This window comes from Citrobacter sp. S46_ASV_140, from assembly GCF_018919545.1.
GTDB lineage: Bacteria > Pseudomonadota > Gammaproteobacteria > Enterobacterales > Enterobacteriaceae > Citrobacter > Citrobacter braakii.
This window is the reverse complement of sequence record NZ_JAHLRC010000012.1, coordinates 1-21,857: the sequence shown is the minus strand read 5'-3', so window position 1 is coordinate 21,857 and position 21,857 is coordinate 1. Positions and strand designations below refer to the sequence as shown.

Below are 21,857 nucleotides of genomic sequence, written 5' to 3'. Positions count from 1 at the left end.
CCCGCACAAGCTGTACGTATACATTTCAATTACAAATTTAACAATTAGTTAAATGGTAATGGAGTATACGATGGTTGATGTTCTGGTGATTGGCGGTGGCAATGCCGCGTTATGTGCTGCCCTAACCGCCCGGGAGCAAGGAGCTTCGGTACTCCTGCTCGAAGCGGCTCCACGGGAATGGCGCGGGGGAAATTCTCAACACACACGTAATCTGCGCTGTATGCATGACGCGCCGCAGGATGTGCTGGTGGAAAGCTATCCTGAAGAGGAGTTCTGGCAGGATTTGCGGCGCGTCACCGAGGGAAATACTAACGAAGCCCTGGCGCGTCTGGTGATCCGCACCTCTTCACAATGCCGCGACTGGATGCGCCAACACGGCGTTAATTTTCAACCTCCTCTCTCCGGTGCTTTACACGTAGCGCGAACCAACGCCTTTTTTATGGGGGGCGGGAAAGCCCTCGTGAATGCCTATTATCGCAGCGCAGAAAAGTTAGGCGTGCAAATCCGCTATAACACACCAGTGCAGGCGCTTGAACTGCATAATGGTGAGTTTGTGGCAGCGCTGGCAGGCGAAGAGCGCATAACCGCTAAGTCCTGCGTGCTTGCCGCTGGCGGATTTGAGTCAAACCGCGAATGGCTGCGCGAAGCCTGGGGAGAGAACGCCCGCGGCGAGTGGCCTGCGGATAACTTCCTGATTCGCGGCACACGCTTTAATCAGGGCGTACTGCTTAAATTTATGATGGATGCCGGGGCGGACATCATCGGCGAACCCTCCCAGTCACACTGCGTCGCCATTGATGCCAGAGCGCCATTATATGACGGCGGAATTTGCACCCGCGTGGACTGCGTTTCACTCGGCATAGTAGTCAACCGTGACGCAGAACGTTTTTATGATGAAGGCGAAGATTTCTGGCCCAAACGCTACGCCATTTGGGGACGCCTGGTCGCCCAACAGCCAGGACAGATTGGCTATTCCATTATCGACAGTAAAGCCATCGGCCACTTTATGCCACCGGTATTCCCCGGCGCACAGGCGAATACGCTGGCGGAGTTGGCGCATCAGTTGGGGCTGGATACCGAACGCTTTACCCACACCGTGACGGCGTACAACAACGCCTGCCAGCCAGGTCAGTTCGACCATACCATCCTGGACAACTGCGCGACGAAGAAGTTATCCCCCGCGAAAACACACTGGGCGCGACCGCTGGACCAGCCACCTTACTACGGCTATGCCCTGCGGCCAGGGATCACCTTCACCTATCTTGGGTTAAAAGTGAACGAACGCGCTGCCGTGCACTTTGCCGGGCAGCCAAGCCGCAACCTGTTCGTCGCCGGAGAGATGATGGCGGGCAACGTGTTGGGCAAGGGTTACACCGCTGGCGTGGGCATGTCGATCGGGACAACCTTTGGCCGCATTGCCGGAAAAGAAGCCGCGCTGGCAGCACGTAAGGAGGCACGTCATGAAGCAGCTTGAGAAACTGATCATCGAAGCACAAATTATCACCGAGCCGGAAGCAGAAGTTGAACGTGTGATGCAGGTCTGTAACGCCTGCCGCTATTGTGAAGGTTTTTGCGCCGTGTTCCCGGCAATGACTCAGCGCCTGGAATTCGGTAAAGCGGATATCAATTATCTGGCTAACTTGTGCCATAACTGCGGCGCCTGCCTGCACGCGTGTCAGTATGCCCCACCTCATGAATTTGCCATTAACGTACCGAAGGCGATGGCGGAAGTGCGGCTCGAAACCTATCAGCACTACGCGCAACCCGCCGCCTTTGGCGCGCTTTATCGTCGCGCAGGCATCACTGTGACGCTGGCGCTGGTTTTCGGTCTGATCCTGTTTTTACTCCTCGCCATGAGTTTAAAGGGCTCGTTATTCCATCCTCCGCTGGCCGGGGATTTTTATCAGATTTTCCCGCATAACCTGCTCGCATGGATGTTTGGTTCGGTATTTATTCTGGCGATAGGTCTGCTGATGGCGGGTGTTCTCCGCTTCTGGCGCGAAATCTCTCCGGGTGTACCGCGTTCCGCTGAAATTGCTGAAGCCTCGCACAATGCGCTGACGCTGAAGTATCTCGATGGTGGGCATGGCAAAGGTTGTAACGAAGCAGATGATGCCTTCACCCTGATGCGCCGCCGTTTCCATCACTTCACCTTCTACGGTTTTATGCTCTGCTTTGCCGCCACCGTGGTGGCAACGGGCTATCACTACTTTGCAGGTATAGAAGCGCCCTATCCGTTCTTCAGCGTTCCGGTAATGTTGGGCACGTTGGGCGGCATTGGCCTGACTGTCGGCCCGGCTGGCTTGCTATGGCTCAATTTTAAGCGCTCACCGCTGCATGGCGACGCTCGGCAAAAACCGATGGATCGCGGTTTTATTTTGCTGCTGCTCCTGACCAGTCTGACCGGTTTAGCGCTGCTGGCGGGAAGAGACACGTCCTGGATGGCTATTTTGCTCGCCATTCACCTCGGCGTGGTCATGGCGCTCTTTCTGACCATTCCTTATGGAAAATTTGCCCACGGATTTTACCGCTGCGCAGCCTTACTCAAGTGGGCGATTGAGAAACGGCGCGGCAAACAGGCGGGGGTCGCAGGCGACTAACCCGCAAACTCTTACCTCTATAAATATTATGATAAGACAGTGGAGCAAACCCAATGACACAACAACCATCGCGCACCGGAACTTTCGGCGCAATACTGCGGGTAACCAGCGGTAATTTCCTCGAACAGTTTGACTTTTTTCTGTTCGGTTTTTACGCCACCTATATCGCAAAGACCTTCTTTCCTGCAGAGAGTGAATTTGCCGGGCTAATGTTAACTTTCGCCGTGTTTGGTTCAGGTTTCTTAATGCGGCCTGTTGGCGCAATTGTGCTGGGTGCTTACATCGACAGAATTGGTCGCCGTAAAGGACTGATGGTGACGCTGGCGATTATGGGCTGCGGTACCCTGCTGATTGCCCTGGTACCCGGTTATCACAGTATTGGTCTGCTGGCCCCTGTCCTGGTATTACTCGGCCGATTATTACAGGGCTTTTCTGCAGGGGTGGAACTGGGCGGCGTCTCGGTTTATCTTTCTGAAATCGCCACCCCTGGCAATAAAGGCTTCTACACCAGCTGGCAGTCCGCCAGTCAACAGGTCGCCATTGTGGTGGCAGCTCTGATTGGTTACGGCCTGAACGCCACCCTGGGACACGATGAGATTTCTGAATGGGGCTGGCGTATTCCATTCTTTATTGGTTGCATGATTATTCCTTTGATCTTCGTGCTCCGCCGCTCGCTTCAGGAAACAGACGCCTTTTTACAACGTACGCACCGTCCCGACACCAGGGAAATTTTTACTACCATCATCAAAAACTGGCGTCTCATCGCTGCGGGTACGCTGCTGGTGGCGATGACCACAACGACGTTCTACTTTATTACCGTCTACACACCGACCTACGGTAGGGCTGTACTTCACCTGAGCGCTCGCGACAGCCTGATCGTCACCATGCTGGTCGGTATTTCTAATTTTATCTGGCTGCCGATTGGCGGGGCGATTTCTGACCGAATTGGTCGTCGTCCGGTGTTGATGGGGATTACCATCCTTGCACTGATCACCACCTGGCCGGTTATGCACTGGCTCACCGCCGCGCCAGATTTCACGCGCATGACGCTGGTTCTGCTTTGGTTCTCGTTCTTTTTTGGTATGTACAACGGGGCAATGGTCGCCGCACTCACTGAGGTGATGCCTGTCTATGTGCGTACGGTGGGTTTTTCACTGGCATTCAGTCTTGCCACGGCGATTTTTGGCGGCCTTACGCCAGTCATCTCCACAGCGCTGGTACAGCTAACCGGGGATAAAAGCTCACCGGGGTGGTGGCTGATGTGTGCGGCACTTTGCGGGCTCGCCGCCACGGCAATGCTGTTTGTCCGGCTGAGTCGTAATTATCAACCGGTGGAATATAAACCCTGAAATGCAAACGGGCGGAAAACTCTCCGCCCGTTGTCTGTTTCATTTTTCGATTTACTGCGCAGTATTCTTGCTACGAATTTCCTGCCAGACCTTGTCGCAATCAGCATTAACGGACTGACCATTACCTGTGCGCGTAGCCTGGATGCATTGCTGATAATCCAGTACGCGTACGCTTTCTTCATTGGCAAACTGCTGATGCTGCTTTTCTTTCTTCAGCACATTCAACACGCTTTGGCAGGCTTCGATTTTCTCCGGCGATCCTTGCGCGGTAGTAATGCACGCGCTGTAGGCTTCTTTCAGACGGCTGTCTTCTTTTGGTGCCGGGGATTGCGCGCAAGCCACCAGCCCGGATGCCATAACAGCGATGAGTATCAGTTTTTTCATAGCACTTTCCTCAACGATGCGGCAGGCGCCCGGCCTGCCGCTGTTGGCATTAGAAGATGGTGAACGGAGCAATAACGATGAATTTCACGTCACGCTCATCCTGGAAGATGTTGCCGTAACCACCGCCCCAGCTCGGAATGTCTGAATGGTTGTCGTACTGGGTGAAGTGCAGTTTAAACATGGTGCCCTTCGCACGCCCCTCTTGCAGGGTATAGACCGCATCCAGGCTGTAAGAAGATTCTTCGATAGTCCGGTTTTTGTCGTAATACGCATCCGGATTGATCTGCCAGGTTGATGGCTTGGCATCCCATGCGTAAACGTAGGACGCGCCCACTGCCCAGCCCGGCAAATTCCAGTTCTTCAGGTCATACATTGCGCCGAAGAAGACAGCCTTTTCGCCGTTGGCGTTGAAGTCGGAACGGTTATCCCACCAGATATCCAGGCGACCGTTTGATGAGGCGTAGGTCGGGGTCATACGCTGCAGGAAGTACCCCTGCTGCCCGTCCGCTTTAACCCAGGTCCCTTCCAGACGCAGGTCAACCACTTCCGCCACTTTGTAGCCAAAGGTCAGCGCCTGCAGCCAGGCCGTACCATCATAAATGTCGTTCACGGTGCGATCGTCAACTTTGTCGCGCGCGCCGTAGAATTGGTAGCTGGTGGTAAACGGGTTACCGCCTAAATCGAATTTATAGCTGGCTTTTGCGAAGTACTGATCGACGTAGCCTTCAGACTGACCAAATGCGGCTTCCAGCAACAGGTTATTTTTGAAGTCATATTTCGCGCCGATTGAGTGCAGATAATCTACGCTGGTCTTTTTATCAGCCTGATAGAATTTATCGACTTCAGTGTGCCATGGTGCTTTATATTCGTTGGCCCACATATAGGAGAAGCTCAGTGCACCAGCATCACCATAGTCAAAGTTGGCTCCGGCTTCAGCACCCTGATAGGTACCTGGCATAAAGCTCCAGTGCGGAGCCAACAGAGTCTGTCCGGTTGGTTGAATGTAACCGGCGCGCGCCCAGGTTGGGCCGAATTTAAATTTGGCTGCTGCTTTATAAAGGCTAATTCCGCTCTTATCGCCGGAGTAATCTTCATCATAGCCTTTGTTTTTTGACGAGAATGCAATTTCGTTTGGATGGCCGCTTTCGCTACTTTCGTTCATTTCAATAGCGGTAAATGCTGCGATATCAATACCAAACATATCAGCCGCATAACCGGACTGGAAGTCGAGGTTAGCGTTCCAGGTGGAGTGAGAAAGGTTGGTTTTGTATTTGTCGTGATCGGTCACATCTTTACGGTCACGCTCACGCTGCCAGTAATAGATGCCGCCGGTTAAGGTTGAGTCATCAATAAACCCTTCGGCGTGTACCTGGGGAGCGACAACGAAACCCGACATTGCTGTGATACCGGCGATAGCCAGCGCCAGCGTACTACGTTTGCCACTAAACGTACGCATATGTTAATCCTCTTTGACGTATAACCCTTCGTTTTTCAAGCTGCATCGGTGTTGGCTTTACTCGGCCTTTGGCCTCGCCCCTTCGGGGACAGCGCACGCGCTGCGTCTCCGCCTTGATGCAACTCGAAATCCATTGGGTATAAAATGCTGCCGACAAAAGCGGACAGCGAAAAAACAAAAATTAAAAAAGTAGCGCTGAGAAAACCTCAGTGACTACAATGAATAGACTATTTTTCGCGACGCGAATTATCAATCTCTTTCTGTAACGAGTATGTAATAGTATGAGCAACCGCACATATTTTCTTGTTTTCTGTTACATTTTGCTTTGGGAGTAAAAAAACTCACAAAAACAAGAAAAAATACTTTATATACATATAGATATCTTCAATTTTATTATTATATATATAATTCCACCCCTAATAATTGTCTTTGCATTCGCAAAACAAATTAATTCTCAAGCGTCATTAATTCGCTCTGCAAACAGAACGTTTGAACTCCTGAATTCACTCTCCGTCGTTGATGTGACCGTCCTCGGATTTTCCACACAAATACACTCACTTTATAAGGTTTTTATTGACAGCTACCGGGTGTCCCATTATTCAAAGATGCAGGTTATACGTATAAGTTGATAAATAAATGACAAAACGCATCACGCAGAAAGACGTTGCTGCCCTGGCTGGCGTTTCACAGGCGGTGGTATCCGTGGTACTCACCAAAGGAAATCACACCTATCCACACGAGACAGTGAGCCGGGTTGAGCAAGCGGCTAATCAGCTGGGATATATACCGAACCGTTTTGCACAAGCGCTGAAAACCAATAAAACCATGTCGATCGCCTGCATCGTGCCGGATATCGCCAACCCTTTTTATGCCTCGCTCGTCCGTGGCGTTCAGTCGGTGACGGATAGGTATCACTACGATGCGATCGTGGCCAGCACCGATGGATTACGGGAAAGAGAGCTGCATTTTTTGCGCTGGTCAGCGCAGGGGCGGGTCGACGCCGTGGTGGGGACATTTTTTAACGTCGGGATGAAAGATTTTGCCCCGTATCTTCAGGCAGGGATCCCGATTGCACGTATTGAAGCCAGAATGAAAAAAAACGGCCCGCTACCGCTGCATAATGTTTATATCGACAACGCCGCTGCCGCGCGCAGCGCCGTCGAATATCTGCTGGCACAGGGGCACCGAAATATCACGATGATCGCCAGCGCTGGCGGTCCTGAGCCTGCCAGAGTGGAAGGATATCGCCAGGCGATGACCCAGGCCGGCCGCCTTCCGCGCATCAAAATTCTGCCAGGTTTTAACGAACAGAGCGGCTATCAGATCGCGATGCAGCTGATTAATGACGGTACGCTCCCGGATGCGATTTTCGCCGCCAACGATTTAATGGCTATCGGCGTGATGCGTGCCGCAAGGGAGAAAGGCATCACGATCCCGGAGCAGCTTGCGGTGATGGGGTTCGATGATATTCCCGCCGCCGGGCTGGTAACCCCTTCCCTGACCACTATCGCCCAGTACCCGGAGCAGCTTGGGCAAAAAGCGGCCGCCCTCCTCCTGGCGCAAACTGATATCACCGCACCGCTCCAGGGCAGCACCACAGAAATGCCCTGGGGCCTGGTAAAAAGAGAATCCGCCTGAACGGCTGATAAAACACCACACAAGGATCAAACAGATGGATTTGCCTTCAGATTATGAGTCGCGCGTTTATGCAGGGGTGTTAGGGAAATTAATCGGCGTCTACCTTGGCCGCCCTTTCGAAGGATGGACCTACGAAAAAATTATGCAGGAGCTGGGGCCGATCCAATATTACGTCCACGAAAAATTTAACCGTCCGCTGGTTGTCACCGACGATGATGTCGCCGGAACCTTTACCTTTATCCGCGCACTGGAAGATTATGCCCTGCCGCCGGATCTGAGCGCGGAACAGATGGGGCACTGCTGGCTTAATTACATCATTGATAAACGCACCATCCTCTGGTGGGGCGGCAACGGTAATTCGACGGAACACACCGCCTGGCTGAATCTCAAAAAAGGCATTCCGGCTCCGCTAAGCGGAGCCATTGCGACCAACGGGAAAACGATTGCCGAACAGATTGGCGCACAAATCTTTATTGATAGCTGGGCGCTTGTCGCACCGGGACAACCCCGTCTGGCGGCAGAACTTGCCAAAAATGCCGCCAGCGTGAGCCATGACGGTGAAGCGGTGTATGCCGCTATGCTCTGGGCGGCGATGGAATCACAGGCCTTTATTTGCCAGGAGATCGAACAGCTTATTGACGTCGGATTATCCGTGATCCCGGCAGAGTCGCAAATAGCCCAGCTGGTTGGCGATATCCGTCGCTGGCGACGGGAAGATAACGACTGGCAGACGACCCGCCAGCGAATCGACGACAACTATGGCTATCACAAATATCCCAGCAATTGTCACATCATCCCTAATCATGCGCTGATGATTATGGCGATCCTTTACGCGCCGGACGACTTCCAGCAGGCCCAGTGCATTGTCAATACGTCAGGATGGGACACTGACTGCAATGCGGGGAATGTCGGCTGTCTGTCCGGCATTATACTGGGACTCCAGGGCATTGACGCAGGCCCGGACTGGCGCGGGCCGCTGGCGGACAGAATGCTGATCTCCTCAGCCGACGGGGGGTTCTCCATAAACAACGCCGTGCGGATCACCGATTACCTGGTCGGGCTGGGACACCAGATTGCCGGTCTGCCGCGCCCTGAAGCCAAAAAATCCGGCGCGCAGTACCATTTCTCACTACCGGGCAGCGTGCAGGGTTTCCGCTGGCTTAATGAAGAAAATGCGGCCGCGGTTGATGTTAAGAATGAGGCGCACCTGGGGCGGCAAATGTTGAGTCTGCACTATCGCCATCTTGCGCCCGGACTTCACACCAGCGTGACCACGCAAACCTTTACCCCGCCTGAAATCGTGGAAATGCGCAGCTACGATTTAATGGCTACCCCACTTATCTACCCAGGCCAGCGTCTTCAGGCCACACTGATAGCCCCGCCGGATAACACCGCCGCGTTAAACGTGCGGCTCTGCTACCGGGTTTATGATGACAACAATCAGCTGACGCCCCAGTACGGCGACGCGCAGAGTATAGCCCCGGGTGAATCGCTAACGCTGGCGTTGGATCTCCCGGACTGCCAGGGCCAACCGATCGGCGAGATTGGCGTAACAATCAGCACCGATGCCCGCGTTGCCCGCGGTCGCCTGCTCATCGACAGTATGCGCTGGGACGGCGCACCTGAGCTGACCCTGCGTAAACCCACAGGGGAAACTAATTTTTGGTGGCGAGCCTGGGTAAACGGCGTGGATCTCTTTTCACGCCACTATCCCACCAGCTTTCGCATCTCCAAAGAGTACGACGAGGGATTGATTATTCACGGAACGCGGCAGTGGGATAACTACCGCGTTCAGAGTGACATTACGCTGCATTCAGGGGAGTACGGCGGTCTGGCTTTTCGGGTGCAGGGGATGAGGCGCTATTACGCCGCGCGCATCCTGCGCGACGGGAAATTACAGATCGTCCGCGTGCGCGACACCAGCACCAAAGTGCTGGCAGAAGCGGCGTTATCCGACGTTTACGAGCGCCCTGTCTCGTTCGATATCAGCGTCAACGGGCAGATTATTTCCGCGACCGTTGACGGTAAAACGCTGCGCGTGGAGGACGCTGAACACGAAGCCTTGATGGATGGCGGGATCGGTTTACTGATTTGTGCGGGTGCGCTGTCGACGGACGCTATCCATATCAGCGCCAGTTGTTAATTAACGGAAATGGACGACAACAAAGGATTAAAAATGAACATACCAAAAACAATGCTGGCGCTGATAACCGCCGTGTTGCTTTCAGGCTGTGAGGATAAACCGCAGCAGGTGACCATCGAATTTATGCACTCCGCCGTTGAGCAGGAGCGCCAGACCGTCATTGCCGGGATCATCAACCGCTTTCAGCAAGAGAATCCGGATATTATTGTGAAGCAGGTTCCCGTCGAAGAGGATGCCTATAATACCAAAATCATTACCCTTGCCCGCTCAGGATCACTGCCGGAGGTCGTCGAGGTCAGCCATGACTATGCCAAAGTCATGGATAAAGAGCAGCTTATCGACCACAAAGCGGTGAAAACGCTGATCGACAGGCAAGGTGAAAGCGCCTTCTACGACGGCGTGCTGCGCATTGTTCGCACCGAAGACGGAACGGCCTATACCGGGGTGCCGATCAGCGCCTGGCTACAGGGAGTCTGGTATCGGAAATCGGTACTGGCTAAAGCGGGAATCAACGAACCCAAAAACTGGACGCAACTGCTGGAAGCGGCACGCAGGCTGACCGACAGCGCCAGTAAAAAATATGGCATCGCGCTGCCGACGGCTGAAAGCGTCATGAGCGAACAAACCTTCTCTCAGTTCGCACTTTCAAACGGTGCCAATGTGTTCAACGCAAACGGCGACATCACGGTTAACTCAGCGGAAATGCAGGCCTCGCTGAACTATTATCGCGAACTGGCCCGCTATACCATGCCCGGCTCGAACAACGTAACAGAGATCAAAGACGCCTTTATGAACGGCACCGCGCCGATGGCGGTCTATTCGACCTACATCCTGCCAGCGATTTATCAGGATGGTTCACTGGCGGATTTAGGCTTTGTCGTGCCGAGCGAAAAATCACCTGCCGTATTTGGCGTTATCACATCATTAACGCTCACAGCCGGTCAGACTGAGGCAGAAACGAAAGCCGCCGAAAAATTTGTCAGCTTTATGGGACAGGCGCAGAACGCGGCTGACTGGGTATTGATGTCGCCGGGGGCGATGCTGCCGGTGACGAAGGCCGCCGCGCAAAACGTCAGCTGGAAGGACAACCCTGCCGTCAAAGTCTTTGGAACTCTCCCTGAACAGCTGATTGCCCAGTACCCAAATATGCAGGTCTTTGGATCGGTCGGCGAGAAGAACTTTACGCGGATGGGGGATATTACCGGCTCCATGATCCTCAGTGAAATGGTCAATCAGGCGACGGTGGGTAAGCAGGAGACATCGGTGGTGCTGGAACGCAGCCAGCAGCGGGTTCAGGCGTTAATGCAGCATAAGTAAAACAGAAAAATCCGCCTCAAACGTCGCGTTGGCGGCGTTTGAGGCAGTGTGGCAGGAATTACTCGCCGACTTTAGCCCACGTATCACGCAGACCTACAGTGCGGTTAAATACCAGCTTGTCAGCCGTTGCATAGCGGCTGTCCAGGCAGAAGTAGCCTTCACGCTCAAACTGGAACGCTTTACCTGCAATCGCAGCCTGCAGTGACGGCTCACCGTAGCCCTGCTTAATGACCAGCGATTCCGGGTTGATAACGGACAGGAAGTCTTCCGCCGCTCCTGGGTTTGGCACGCTAAACAGACGATCGTACAAACGGATTTCAATCGGCAGCGCATGGGACGCGCTCACCCAGTGAATAACACCTTTTACTTTACGACCATCAGCCGGATCTTTGCTCAGGGTGTCGGCATCGTAGGTGCAGAAAATGGTGGTGATATTCCCTTCTGCATCTTTCTCTACACGTTCAGCCTTGATCACGTAAGCATTACGCAGACGTACTTCTTTGCCCATCACCAGACGCTTGTACTGCTTGTTCGCTTCTTCGCGGAAGTCTGCGCGATCGATCCAAATTTCACCGCTAAACGGCACTTCACGGCTGCCCATTTCCGGTTTGTTCGGATGGTTAGGCATGGTAACCAGCTCGCTTTCGCCCTGCGGATAGTTTTCGATAACCAGTTTCACCGGATCGATAACTGCCATCGCGCGCGGGGCGTTTTCGTTCAGATCTTCGCGAATGCAGGACTCCAGAGAAGCGATCTCAATGGTGTTATCCTGCTTGGTCACGCCAATGCGTTTGCAGAACTCACGAATAGCGGCAGCGGTATAACCACGACGACGCAGGCCAGAAATCGTCGGCATACGCGGATCGTCCCAGCCTTCAACGTGCTTGTCGGTCACCAGCAGGTTCAGCTTGCGTTTGGACATCACGGTGTATTCCAGATTCAGGCGCGAGAATTCGTACTGGCGCGGGTGAACCGGAATGGTGATGTTGTCCAGCACCCAGTCGTACAAACGACGGTTATCCTGGAACTCCAGCGTACACAGTGAATGCGTAATGCCTTCCAGCGCATCGCTGATGCAGTGGGTAAAATCGTACATCGGGTAGATGCACCACTTGTTGCCGGTCTGGTGGTGTTCGGCGAACTTAATACGGTACAGCACCGGATCGCGCATCACGATAAACGGCGAAGCCATATCGATTTTCGCGCGCAGGCAGGCTTTACCTTCTTCAAAACCACCGGTACGCATTTTTTCGAACAGTGCCAGGTTCTCTTCGACGCTACGATCGCGGAACGGGCTGTTTTTACCTGGCTGCGTCAGAGTGCCGCGGTATTCGCGGATCTCCTCCGCTGACAGTTCATCAACGTACGCCAGGCCTTTATTAATAAGCTCTACCGCATAGGCGTGAAGCTGATCGAAGTAATCTGAAGAGTAGCGAATATCGCCAGTCCAGTGGAAACCTAACCATTCAACGTCGTTTTTAATCGACTCAACGTACTCGATATCTTCTTTAACCGGGTTCGTATCATCAAAACGCAGGTTGCACTGGCCCTGGTAATCTTGCGCAATGCCAAAGTTCAGACAAATGGATTTCGCGTGGCCAATGTGCAGATAGCCATTTGGCTCCGGCGGAAAACGTGTATGGATAGTGGTGTGCTTACCACTGGCCAAATCTTCATCGATGATCTGACGAATAAAGTTACTCGGGCGGGCTTCAGCCTCACTCATCGTGGATTCCTCAAAGCGTAAACAACGTATAACGGAACATGATCTTATAAGCGACGTCAGGAGACAACTATTAGTTGCACAAAAAAGGTGTTTCAACAGGATATATGTGGATATTTGCTGCAAAAAAAAGCGGCGGAGGAATATCCCCCGCCGCTTAAGGCACTTAACTCACTTTACTCAGGAGCAGTTATTTACCTTTAATCTCATACAGTGGTGTTTGACCAGCAACCACATGACCTTCGGCTTTAATGACCAGAGCACCGAAATCATCGCTGTTGCTGCACACAACCGGGCTAATCATGGAACGTGCGTTGGCGTTCAGGAACTCCAGATCCATTTCCAGAATCGGTTGACCTGCAGTCACTTCCGCACCTTCTTCAACCAGACGCTTAAAGCCTTTACCTTCCAGCGCTACTGTATCGATGCCCATGTGGACCACGATTTCCGCGCCTTTAACGGTTTCCAGACAGAACGCATGGTTAGTGTTGAAGATTTTCACGATGGTGCCGGCAGCCGGAGCAACCACGATTTTATCCGTTGGCTTCACCGCCACGCCGTCGCCTACAGCTTTGCTGGCGAAGGCTTCATCAGGCACCTGCTCCAGCGCAACCACGTCACCGGTAATCGGAGAAACTAAAGTTTCAACGGTTACAGCGTTCGCTACAGCTTGCGGTTTAGCAACCGGAGCCGCTGCTGCTGGCGCACTTTCACCAGACGCTGCAGCCACCGGGCCACGCGCGACAACTTTCTTCATTTCGTCGCCGATAGATTCGGCCTTCGCACCCACGATGACCTGGATAGTTTGCTTGTTCAGCTTAACCACTCCAGATGCGCCTAAACGTTTACACATCGCATCATTTACGCGACCGGAGTCGGCAACGGTCAGACGCAGACGAGTGATACAGGCATCAATCGCTTTCAGGTTATCGGTACCGCCAACTGCTGCAATGTAGTTGGTTGCCAGTTGAGCCAGACCTTCTTCAGTGTTGCTGTTCGCTTCTTCAGTAACGATATCGTCTTCTTTATCTTCACGGCCCGGCGTTTTCAGGTTAAACATACGAATAACCGCGCTGAACAACACAAAGTAAATGACGAAGAACACCAGGCCCATCACGACCAGCATCCAGACGTTCTGACTTGCCGCCGGCAGGTTGTACATCAACACGTAGTCGATAGCCCCCGCGGAGAAGGAGAAGCCCGCGTGGATCCCCAGCAGTGTTGCAACGAACAGGCTGATACCCGTTAACAGTGCGTGCAGGAGGTACAGCAATGGCGCCAGGAACATGAACAGGAATTCCAGCGGCTCGGTAACACCGGTCAGGAACGCGGTGATCGCAACGGACAACAGCATACCGCCAACCATCGGACGACGTGCTTTCGGAGCGGCGAAGTACATTGCCAGCGCCGCACCCGGCAGACCAAACATCATGATCGGGAAGAAGCCAGACATGAACATACCCGCAGTGCCGTCACCCGCGTAGAAGCGGTTGATGTCACCGTGGAATACGGTACCTGCAGCGTTAGTGAATTCACCAATCTGGAACCAGGCGATGGTGTTCAGCACCTGATGCAGACCGGTTGGGATCAGCAGACGGTTGATGAAACCAAAGATACCGGAACCCAGCGCGCCAGCGCCTACGATCCACTCACCTCCCGCATGGATGGCGTTCTGCACCGGCGGCCAAACGTAACCGAAGATAGCAGCCAGCACCAGACAGAAGAAACCAGTGGCGATCGGCACGAAGCGTTTGCCGCCAAAGAAGCTCAGGAAGTCAGGTAGTTTGATACCAGACCAACGGTTATATACCGCACCGCCGACCAGACCAGTGATGATACCTGCCAGCACGCCCATGTTGATGGCCGGGTTAATGGTAACCATTGCTTTGGTCAATATGAAATAACCGACCGCACCCGCCAGCGCTGCAGCACCCGCGCTGTCTTTTGACCAGCTGGAAGCCACACCGATAGCGAAAATTAACGCCAGGTTATCAAAGATGGCCCCACCCGCTTGCGCGATGAAGGGTACGTTAAGTAAATCTGGTTGGCCGAATCGCAGCAGCAGTGCCGCGACTGGCAGCACAGCGATGGGGAGCTGTAACGCCCTACCCAGCCGCTGGAAAAAACCTAAAATATTCATTTTATTCCCCCTACGAGACCCCGATTAGGCTTCTTTGAAGCCATATTTTTATTGTGCGACCATTCCTGACAGCAAGATTCTGGAACAACAATATTAACCATTCATCTACATTCAGAGTGTGTGAAAATTTAATTCGTATCGCAAATTAAATGCGTGTTTTTTGTGATTCCAGTCACCAAATATCGTTATTAACCCTCCCTTCCACTGGCTAACTACGAAAACTTATTTTATCATTCAAAAAATCGAAACGGATTGATCCTTACCGATGCAAAACCAGGTTACGCTTAATACTGCACAGAGACTCAATCCGCCAATTGCTTACATTTACTTTTGAGGTGAAGAATGAGACTGATCCCCCTGAATACCGCTGAACAAGTCGGCAAATGGGCTGCTCGCCATATCGTTAACCGTATTAACGCGTTCAAACCAACGGCTGATCGTCCGTTCGTTTTGGGACTGCCGACTGGCGGTACTCCGCTGACAGCCTACAAAGCATTGGTTGAAATGCACAAAGCGGGCCAGGTAAGCTTCAAGCATGTTGTAACGTTCAATATGGACGAATATGTTGGCCTGCCGAAAGAGCATCCGGAAAGCTACCATAGCTTCATGCATCGCAACTTCTTTGATCACGTTGATATTCCAGCAGAAAACATCAACCTCCTCAATGGTAACGCACCGGATATTGATGCAGAATGCCGTCAGTATGAAGAAAAAATCCGTTCTTACGGTAAAATCCACCTGTTTATGGGCGGCGTAGGCAACGATGGTCACATCGCGTTCAACGAACCAGCCTCTTCTTTGGCTTCCCGTACCCGCATCAAAACGCTGACTCACGACACGCGTGTTGCGAACTCACGCTTCTTTGACGGCGACGTCAGCCAGGTGCCTAAATATGCGCTGACCGTTGGCGTGGGCACCCTGCTGGATGCCGAAGAAGTGATGATCCTGGTACTGGGCCACCAGAAAGCGCAGGCGCTGCAAGCCGCCGTTGAAGGCAACGTTAACCATATGTGGACCATCAGCTGTCTGCAGCTGCATCCGAAAGCCGTTGTGGTCTGCGATGAGCCTTCCACCATGGAACTGAAAGTGAAGACGCTGAAATACTTTAACGAGTTAGAAGCGGAAAATATTAAAGGTCTGTAATTGATGTCTCCGCCCTGTCGATAAGTTGCAGGGCGGCATTTTTTGAAATCGGGGGTCGGAATGTATGCTTTAACCCAGGGCCGGATTTTTACCGGTCACGAAATTCTTGATGACCATGCGATTGTTGTCGCCAATGGCCTGATTGACAGCGTTTGCCCACTGGCTGAGTTACCGTCAGGAATTGAACAGCGCTCACTGAATGGGGCCATTGTTTCCCCCGGTTTTATCGATGTACAGCTAAACGGCTGCGGCGGCGTACAGTTTAACGATACGGCAGAAGCCGTGACCGTTGAAACGCTGGAAATCATGCAGAAAGCCAATGAAAAATCTGGCTGCACCAGCTACCTGCCAACGCTTATCACCACCAGCGATGACCTGATGAAACAAGGCGTTCGCGTCATGCGTGAATACCTGGCGAAACACCCGAATCAGGCACTAGGACTTCATCTGGAAGGCCCGTGGCTGAATCTGGTGAAAAAAGGCACCCATAATCCGGGATTTGTCCGTCAACCGGACGCTGCGCTGGTTGATTTCCTGTGCAATAATGCCGATGTGATCACCAAAGTAACGCTGGCGCCAGAAATGGTCCCGGTAGAGGTCATTACCAAACTGGTGAATGCGGGTATTGTGGTTTCTGCGGGTCACTCAAATGCAACGGTAAAAGAAGCAAAAATCGGGTTCCGCGCAGGCATCACCTTTGCGACGCATCTGTTCAACGCGATGCCGTACATTACCGGTCGCGAACCTGGTCTGGCGGGCGCTATTCTTGATGAAGCCGATATCTATTGCGGTATCATCGCCGATGGCCTCCACGTTGATTACGTGAACATTCGTAATGCCAAACGCCTGAAAGGCGACAAGCTGTGCCTGGTCACCGACGCAACCGCACCAGCAGGTGCAAACATTGAACAGTTCATTTTCGCTGGTAAAACAATATACTACCGTAATGGATTGTGCGTTGATGAGAACGGTACACTGAGCGGCTCATCATTAACCATGATTGAAGGCGTACGCAATCTGGTCGAACATGCGAATATCGCTCTCGACGAAGTCTTACGTATGGCAACGCTCTACCCTGCTCGCGCCATTGGCGTCGACAAACAACTCGGCAGCATCGCGCCAGGCAAAGTAGCCAACCTGACTGCGTTCACGCACGACTTTAAAATTATCAAGACCATCGTTAATGGCAACGAGGTCGTTACTGAGTAAGAGAAAGAATGACACCAGGCGGACAAGCTCAAATAGGTAATGTTGATCTCGTAAAACAGCTTAACAGCGCGGCGGTTTATCGCCTGATTGACCAGCATGGGCCAATCTCGCGAATTCAAATTGCCGAGCAAAGCCAGCTTGCCCCCGCCAGCGTAACGAAAATTACGCGTCAATTGATTGAACGCGGGCTGATCAAAGAAGTCGACCAGCAGGCCTCCACCGGGGGCCGCCGCGCTATCTCTATCGTCACTGAAACCCGCAATTTCCACGCGATTGGCGTTCGCTTAGGCCGCCACGATACTACGCTCACGCTCTATGATATGAGCAGTAAAGTGGTCGCTGAAGAGCATTATCCCCTCCCGGAGCGCACCCAGGAAACGCTCGAGTATGCGCTGCTCAACACCATTGCCACCTTTATTGAGAACTGCCAGCGGAAAATCCGCGAGCTGGTTGCGATTTCCGTCATTCTGCCAGGCCTGGTTGATCCTGAAAGCGGCGTCATCCGCTATATGCCGCACATTCAGGTCGAAAACTGGGGGCTGGTCGAAGCACTCGAAAAACGCTTTAAGGTCACCTGCTTTGTCGGTCACGATATTCGCAGTCTGGCGCTGGCCGAGCACTATTTCGGGGCAAGCCAGGATTGCGAAGACTCCATTTTGGTGCGTGTTCACCGCGGAACCGGGGCGGGAATCATCTCCAATGGCCGAATTTTTATTGGTCGCAATGGCAACGTGGGTGAGATTGGCCATATTCAGGTAGAGCCGCTGGGGGAGCGCTGTCACTGCGGTAATTTCGGCTGTCTGGAAACAATTGCCGCCAATGCCTCTATTGAACACCGCGTGCAGAACTTATTGAAACAGGGTTATCCAAGCCGACTCACGCTGGATGATTGCGGCATTAAAGCCATCTGTAAGGCGGCTAATAAAGGCGATAACCTGGCATCAGAAGTCATTGAGCACGTTGGTCGTCACCTGGGTAAAACCATCGCCATCGCCATCAACCTGTTTAACCCACAAAAAATCGTCATTGCGGGCGAAATTACCGAGGCTGATAAAGTGCTGCTGCCTGCTATAGAAAGCTGTATCAACACGCAGGCGTTGAAAGCGTTTCGCCACAATTTACCGGTGGTTCGTTCCACGCTGGATCACCGTTCAGCCATTGGCGCCTTTGCGCTGGTGAAGCGTGCGATGCTCAACGGTACATTGCTGCAACGTTTGCTGGAAAGCTAATACCAAGCTGCCTCTGCGTTAGCTGCACCTGCTCACCCCAGTCACTTACTTCAGTAAGCTTCCGGGGTTCTCAGACTTGCCGCCTTGATGCAACTCGAATGATTTAGTGTATTTTGTGTATAGTAATGCCTTCTTTTTTTGATGTCGGATTGTCCATGGCCATTAAGAATGTAATTTGTGATATCGACGGCGTGCTGATGCACGACAATGTTGCCGTACCGGGTGCGGCAGAATTTCTGACTGGGATCCTGGAAAAAGGCCTGCCGTTAGTTTTGCTGACTAACTATCCTTCACAGACCGGGCAGGATTTGGCAAACCGCTTCGCCACCGCGGGTGTGAATGTCCCTGATAGCGTCTTTTATACTTCCGCCATGGCTACCGCTGATTTTCTTCGCCGCCAGGAAGGGAAAAAGGCCTACGTGGTAGGTGAAGGTGCGTTAATTCACGAGCTGTATAAAGCCGGGTTTACTATTACTGACGTGAACCCCGATTTTGTGATTGTTGGCGAGACGCGATCCTATAACTGGGACATGATGCATAAAGCGGCATATTTTGTGGCCAACGGCGCGCGTTTCATCGCCACAAACCCGGATACTCACGGACGCGGTTTTTATCCCGCCTGCGGTGCGCTGTGCGCCGGTATCGAAAAAATCTCTGGCCGCAAGCCGTTTTATGTGGGCAAACCCAGCCCGTGGATTATTCGCGCGGCGCTCAACAAAATGCAGGCGCATTCGGAAGAGACCGTTATCGTCGGCGACAACCTGCGTACCGATATTCTGGCGGGCTTCCAGGCGGGTCTCGAAACCATCCTGGTATTGTCTGGCGTTTCGACGCTCGACGACATTGACAGCATGCCGTTCAGACCAAGCTGGATTTACCCGTCCGTTGCGGAAATTGATGTGATTTGATGCGTAAGCCGGATAAGACGCCCCCGCGTCATATCCGGCCAGAAGAAATCCTTCCATTTAATAAAACAGCCATAAAATTATCGATTCATTAATAAACCCGTCTATTCTGTAATCTTTTTTCACCAATCCACAATGACCATTGCGTTTTTTATTTTCTGACCCGTAATTCACTTGCGCCCTCTCCAGCTTTGCGGCATTTTCTTTATCAAGCAAACATAAAAAGCATCACGCAACAGGTTAACGGAGAAGGTTATGTGTTCTATTTTTGGCGTATTCGATATTAAAACTGACGCAGTTGAACTGCGTAAAAAAGCCCTGGAATTGTCTCGTCTGATGCGCCATCGCGGCCCGGACTGGTCAGGTATTTACGCCAGTGATAACGCCATTCTGGCGCACGAACGTCTGTCCATCGTCGACGTCAACGCCGGTGCTCAGCCGCTGTACAACGTGAAGAAAACGCATATCCTGGCGGTTAACGGTGAAATTTATAACCATCAGGCGCTGCGCGCTGAATACGGCGATCGCTATCAGTTCCAGACCGGTTCCGACTGCGAAGTTATCCTTGCGCTGTATCAGGAAAAAGGCCCAGAGTTTCTGGATGACCTGCAAGGCATGTTTGCTTTTGCTCTGTACGACAGCGAGCAGGACGCTTATCTGATCGGTCGCGATCATATCGGGATCATCCCGCTGTATATGGGTTACGACGAGCACGGTAACTTCTACGTTGCGTCTGAAATGAAAGCCCTGGTTCCCGTGTGTCGCACGATCAAAGAATTCCCGGCCGGTAGCTATTTATGGAGTAAAGACGGCGAAATTCGTCAGTACTACCAGCGCGACTGGTTTGAATACGATGCGGTAAAAGACAACGTTACCGATAAAAACGAGTTGCGTCAGGCACTGGAAGATGCAGTGAAAAGCCACCTGATGTCAGATGTTCCTTATGGTGTATTGCTGTCCGGCGGTCTGGATTCATCCGTCATTTCCGCAATCACCAAAAAATACGCCGCGCGTCGTGTTGAAGATCAGGAGCGTAGCGAAGCCTGGTGGCCGCAGTTGCACTCCTTCGCCGTAGGCCTGGAAGGCGCTCCGGACCTGAAAGCCGCGCAAGAGGTGGCGAACCATCTGGGTACTGTGCACCATGAGATCCACTTCACCGTGCAGGAAGGTTTGGATGCTATCCGCGACGTGATTTATCACATCGAAACTTACGATGTTACGACGATTCGCGCCTCGACCCCGATGTACTTAATGTCGCGTAAAATTAAAGCGATGGGCATTAAAATGGTGCTATCGGGCGAAGGTTCTGACGAAGTATTTGGCGGCTATCTCTATTTCCACAAAGCACCAGATGCAAAAGAGCTGCACGAAGAGACCGTGCGTAAGCTGCAGGCGCTGCATATGTTCGACTGTGCCCGTGCCAACAAAGCTATGTCGGCCTGGGGCGTGGAAGCTCGCGTGCCCTTCCTGGATAAGAAATTCCTTGATGTGGCGATGCGCATCAACCCGCAGGACAAAATGTGTGGCAACGGCAAAATGGAAAAACATGTTCTGCGTGAATGTTTTGAATCCTACCTGCCAGCAAGCGTTGCATGGCGCCAGAAAGAGCAGTTCTCCGATGGTGTCGGTTACAGCTGGATTGATACCCTGAAAGAGGTGGCCGCTGAGCAAGTTTCTGACCAACAACTGGAAACCGCCAGCTTCCGTTTCCCTTACAACACGCCATCATCTAAAGAAGCGTATTTGTACCGTGAGATTTTCGAAGAGCTGTTCCCGGTTGCGAGCGCTGCGGAATGTGTACCTGGCGGGCCGTCTGTTGCCTGTTCTTCTGCCAAAGCAATTGAATGGGATGAGGCGTTTAAAACCATGAACGATCCTTCTGGTCGTGCGGTTGGCGTACACCAGTCCGCTTATAAATAAGTTAATCCTTAGAAAAGGGCCCTGCGGGGCTCTTTTTTATGTCTATTTTCTGTGCAAAAAAACAATTAATAACTAATAATTGCCGAATATTGCGTCATGCTGTTCGCAACCTAACCAAACAGTCACATTCCAGCTATTTTCAATGAAAAAGGGGTTGACGCTTCAAGGCTCAATACGCATAATGCGCCCCGCAACGCCGATAAGGTTACGCGAAAAAAAGATGGCTACGTAGCTCAGCTGGTTAGAGCACATCACTCATAATGATGGGGTCACAGGTTCGAATCCCGTCGTAGCCACCATCTTTTTTGCGGGAGTGGCGAAATTGGTAGACGCACCAGATTTAGGTTCTGGCGCCGCAAGGTGTGCGAGTTCAAGTCTCGCCTCCCGCACCATTCACCCGTAAGCGTTGCACGGATGGGGTATCGCCAAGCGGTAAGGCACCGGTTTTTGATACCGGCATTCCCTGGTTCGAATCCAGGTACCCCAGCCATTTTTTCTTCGATGTAGCGGTTCACCGCAACGGTCATTGGGGTATCGCCAAGCGGTAAGGCACCGGTTTTTGATACCGGCATTCCCTGGTTCGAATCCAGGTACCCCAGCCATCGAAGAATATGATAATATCTGGCTACGTAGCTCAGCTGGTTAGAGCACATCACTCATAATGATGGGGTCACAGGTTCGAATCCCGTCGTAGCCACCAT

The 21,857-nt window shown here is 52.5% G+C and carries 15 protein-coding genes and 5 tRNA genes; 16 read left to right on the top strand and 4 right to left on the bottom strand.

What is annotated here, in order from left to right; all coding sequences use genetic code 11:
- Window positions 1–70: 70 nt before the first annotated feature.
- Genes tcuA through KQJ19_RS05715 form a run of 3 tightly spaced genes read left to right on the top strand, consistent with a single transcriptional unit; the run spans window position 71 to window position 3,949 of the window.
- Entirely contained in the window at window positions 71–1,474 is a 1,404-nt protein-coding gene (gene tcuA, locus KQJ19_RS05725) for an FAD-dependent tricarballylate dehydrogenase TcuA (protein ID WP_200079487.1), read from the top strand.
- Window positions 1,461–2,600 (top strand): tricarballylate utilization 4Fe-4S protein TcuB, encoded by a 1,140-nt coding sequence (tcuB, locus tag KQJ19_RS05720; protein WP_101699818.1) that lies wholly within the window; start codon window positions 1,461–1,463, stop codon window positions 2,598–2,600. The genes tcuA and tcuB overlap by 14 nt, the downstream gene beginning before the upstream one ends.
- A gap of 53 nt (window positions 2,601–2,653) precedes the next feature.
- A complete protein-coding gene (locus KQJ19_RS05715; RefSeq protein WP_200046402.1) occupies window positions 2,654–3,949 on the top strand; it encodes an MFS transporter in 1,296 nt (431 codons plus the stop codon).
- 51 nt (window positions 3,950–4,000) lie between these two features.
- Here KQJ19_RS05715 and chiQ read toward each other — a convergent pair whose 3' ends face one another.
- Window positions 4,001–4,333, bottom strand: a complete 333-nt coding sequence (gene chiQ / locus KQJ19_RS05710) for a ChiQ/YbfN family lipoprotein (RefSeq protein ID WP_016155980.1) — start codon at window positions 4,331–4,333, stop codon at window positions 4,001–4,003.
- A 49-nt stretch (window positions 4,334–4,382) separates the two neighbouring features.
- Window positions 4,383–5,789 carry a chitoporin gene (gene chiP, locus KQJ19_RS05705; protein WP_016152254.1) on the bottom strand — a complete coding sequence of 469 codons (1,407 nt, stop codon included), beginning with the start codon at window positions 5,787–5,789 and terminating at the stop codon, window positions 4,383–4,385.
- A 636-nt stretch (window positions 5,790–6,425) separates the two neighbouring features.
- On the opposite strand from chiP, the gene KQJ19_RS05700 reads away from it, so the two are divergent.
- From KQJ19_RS05700 to KQJ19_RS05690, 3 genes are read left to right on the top strand one after another with little or no spacing between them, the layout of a single operon-like run.
- Window positions 6,426–7,427, top strand: a complete 1,002-nt coding sequence (locus KQJ19_RS05700) for a LacI family DNA-binding transcriptional regulator (protein ID WP_181220676.1) — start codon at window positions 6,426–6,428, stop codon at window positions 7,425–7,427.
- 34 nt (window positions 7,428–7,461) lie between these two features.
- Window positions 7,462–9,570, top strand: coding sequence for an ADP-ribosylglycohydrolase family protein (locus tag KQJ19_RS05695; RefSeq protein WP_216403416.1), 2,109 nt, complete (start codon window positions 7,462–7,464; stop codon window positions 9,568–9,570).
- Between the two features lie 33 nt (window positions 9,571–9,603).
- Complete coding sequence (locus KQJ19_RS05690; RefSeq protein WP_216403415.1) at window positions 9,604–10,887, top strand: extracellular solute-binding protein; 1,284 nt, start codon at window positions 9,604–9,606, stop codon at window positions 10,885–10,887.
- Window positions 10,888–10,945: 58 nt separating this feature from the next.
- Here KQJ19_RS05690 and glnS read toward each other — a convergent pair whose 3' ends face one another.
- A complete protein-coding gene (gene glnS / locus KQJ19_RS05685) occupies window positions 10,946–12,613 on the bottom strand; it encodes a glutamine--tRNA ligase (RefSeq protein WP_016152250.1) in 1,668 nt (555 codons plus the stop codon).
- A gap of 187 nt (window positions 12,614–12,800) precedes the next feature.
- A complete protein-coding gene (nagE, locus tag KQJ19_RS05680) occupies window positions 12,801–14,750 on the bottom strand; it encodes a PTS N-acetyl glucosamine transporter subunit IIABC (protein WP_016152249.1) in 1,950 nt (649 codons plus the stop codon).
- A 342-nt stretch (window positions 14,751–15,092) separates the two neighbouring features.
- Between nagE and nagB the strand changes: the two genes are divergently transcribed.
- The 10 genes from nagB to KQJ19_RS05630 all read left to right on the top strand — a co-directional run bounded on the left by nagB (window position 15,093) and on the right by KQJ19_RS05630 (window position 21,856).
- Window positions 15,093–15,893, top strand: a complete 801-nt coding sequence (nagB, locus tag KQJ19_RS05675; protein ID WP_003022803.1) for a glucosamine-6-phosphate deaminase — start codon at window positions 15,093–15,095, stop codon at window positions 15,891–15,893.
- Between the two features lie 60 nt (window positions 15,894–15,953).
- Entirely contained in the window at window positions 15,954–17,102 is a 1,149-nt protein-coding gene (gene nagA / locus KQJ19_RS05670; RefSeq protein WP_032931096.1) for an N-acetylglucosamine-6-phosphate deacetylase, read from the top strand.
- Window positions 17,103–17,110: 8 nt separating this feature from the next.
- Window positions 17,111–18,331 carry an N-acetylglucosamine repressor gene (locus KQJ19_RS05665; RefSeq protein WP_016152247.1) on the top strand — a complete coding sequence of 407 codons (1,221 nt, stop codon included), beginning with the start codon at window positions 17,111–17,113 and terminating at the stop codon, window positions 18,329–18,331.
- Between the two features lie 155 nt (window positions 18,332–18,486).
- A complete protein-coding gene (nagD, locus tag KQJ19_RS05660) occupies window positions 18,487–19,239 on the top strand; it encodes a ribonucleotide monophosphatase NagD (RefSeq protein ID WP_005121413.1) in 753 nt (250 codons plus the stop codon).
- Between the two features lie 252 nt (window positions 19,240–19,491).
- On the top strand, window positions 19,492–21,156 hold the full coding sequence (asnB, locus tag KQJ19_RS05655; protein ID WP_003835552.1) for an asparagine synthase B: 1,665 nt from the start codon (window positions 19,492–19,494) through the stop codon (window positions 21,154–21,156).
- Window positions 21,157–21,378: 222 nt separating this feature from the next.
- Window positions 21,379–21,455 (top strand) — tRNA-Met (locus KQJ19_RS05650).
- An 8-nt stretch (window positions 21,456–21,463) separates the two neighbouring features.
- Window positions 21,464–21,548 (top strand) — tRNA-Leu (locus KQJ19_RS05645).
- A gap of 23 nt (window positions 21,549–21,571) precedes the next feature.
- Window positions 21,572–21,646: transfer RNA gene (locus tag KQJ19_RS05640), tRNA-Gln, on the top strand.
- 37 nt (window positions 21,647–21,683) lie between these two features.
- Window positions 21,684–21,758: transfer RNA gene (locus tag KQJ19_RS05635), tRNA-Gln, on the top strand.
- A 21-nt stretch (window positions 21,759–21,779) separates the two neighbouring features.
- Window positions 21,780–21,856: transfer RNA gene (locus tag KQJ19_RS05630), tRNA-Met, on the top strand.
- Window position 21,857 lies beyond the last annotated feature (1 nt).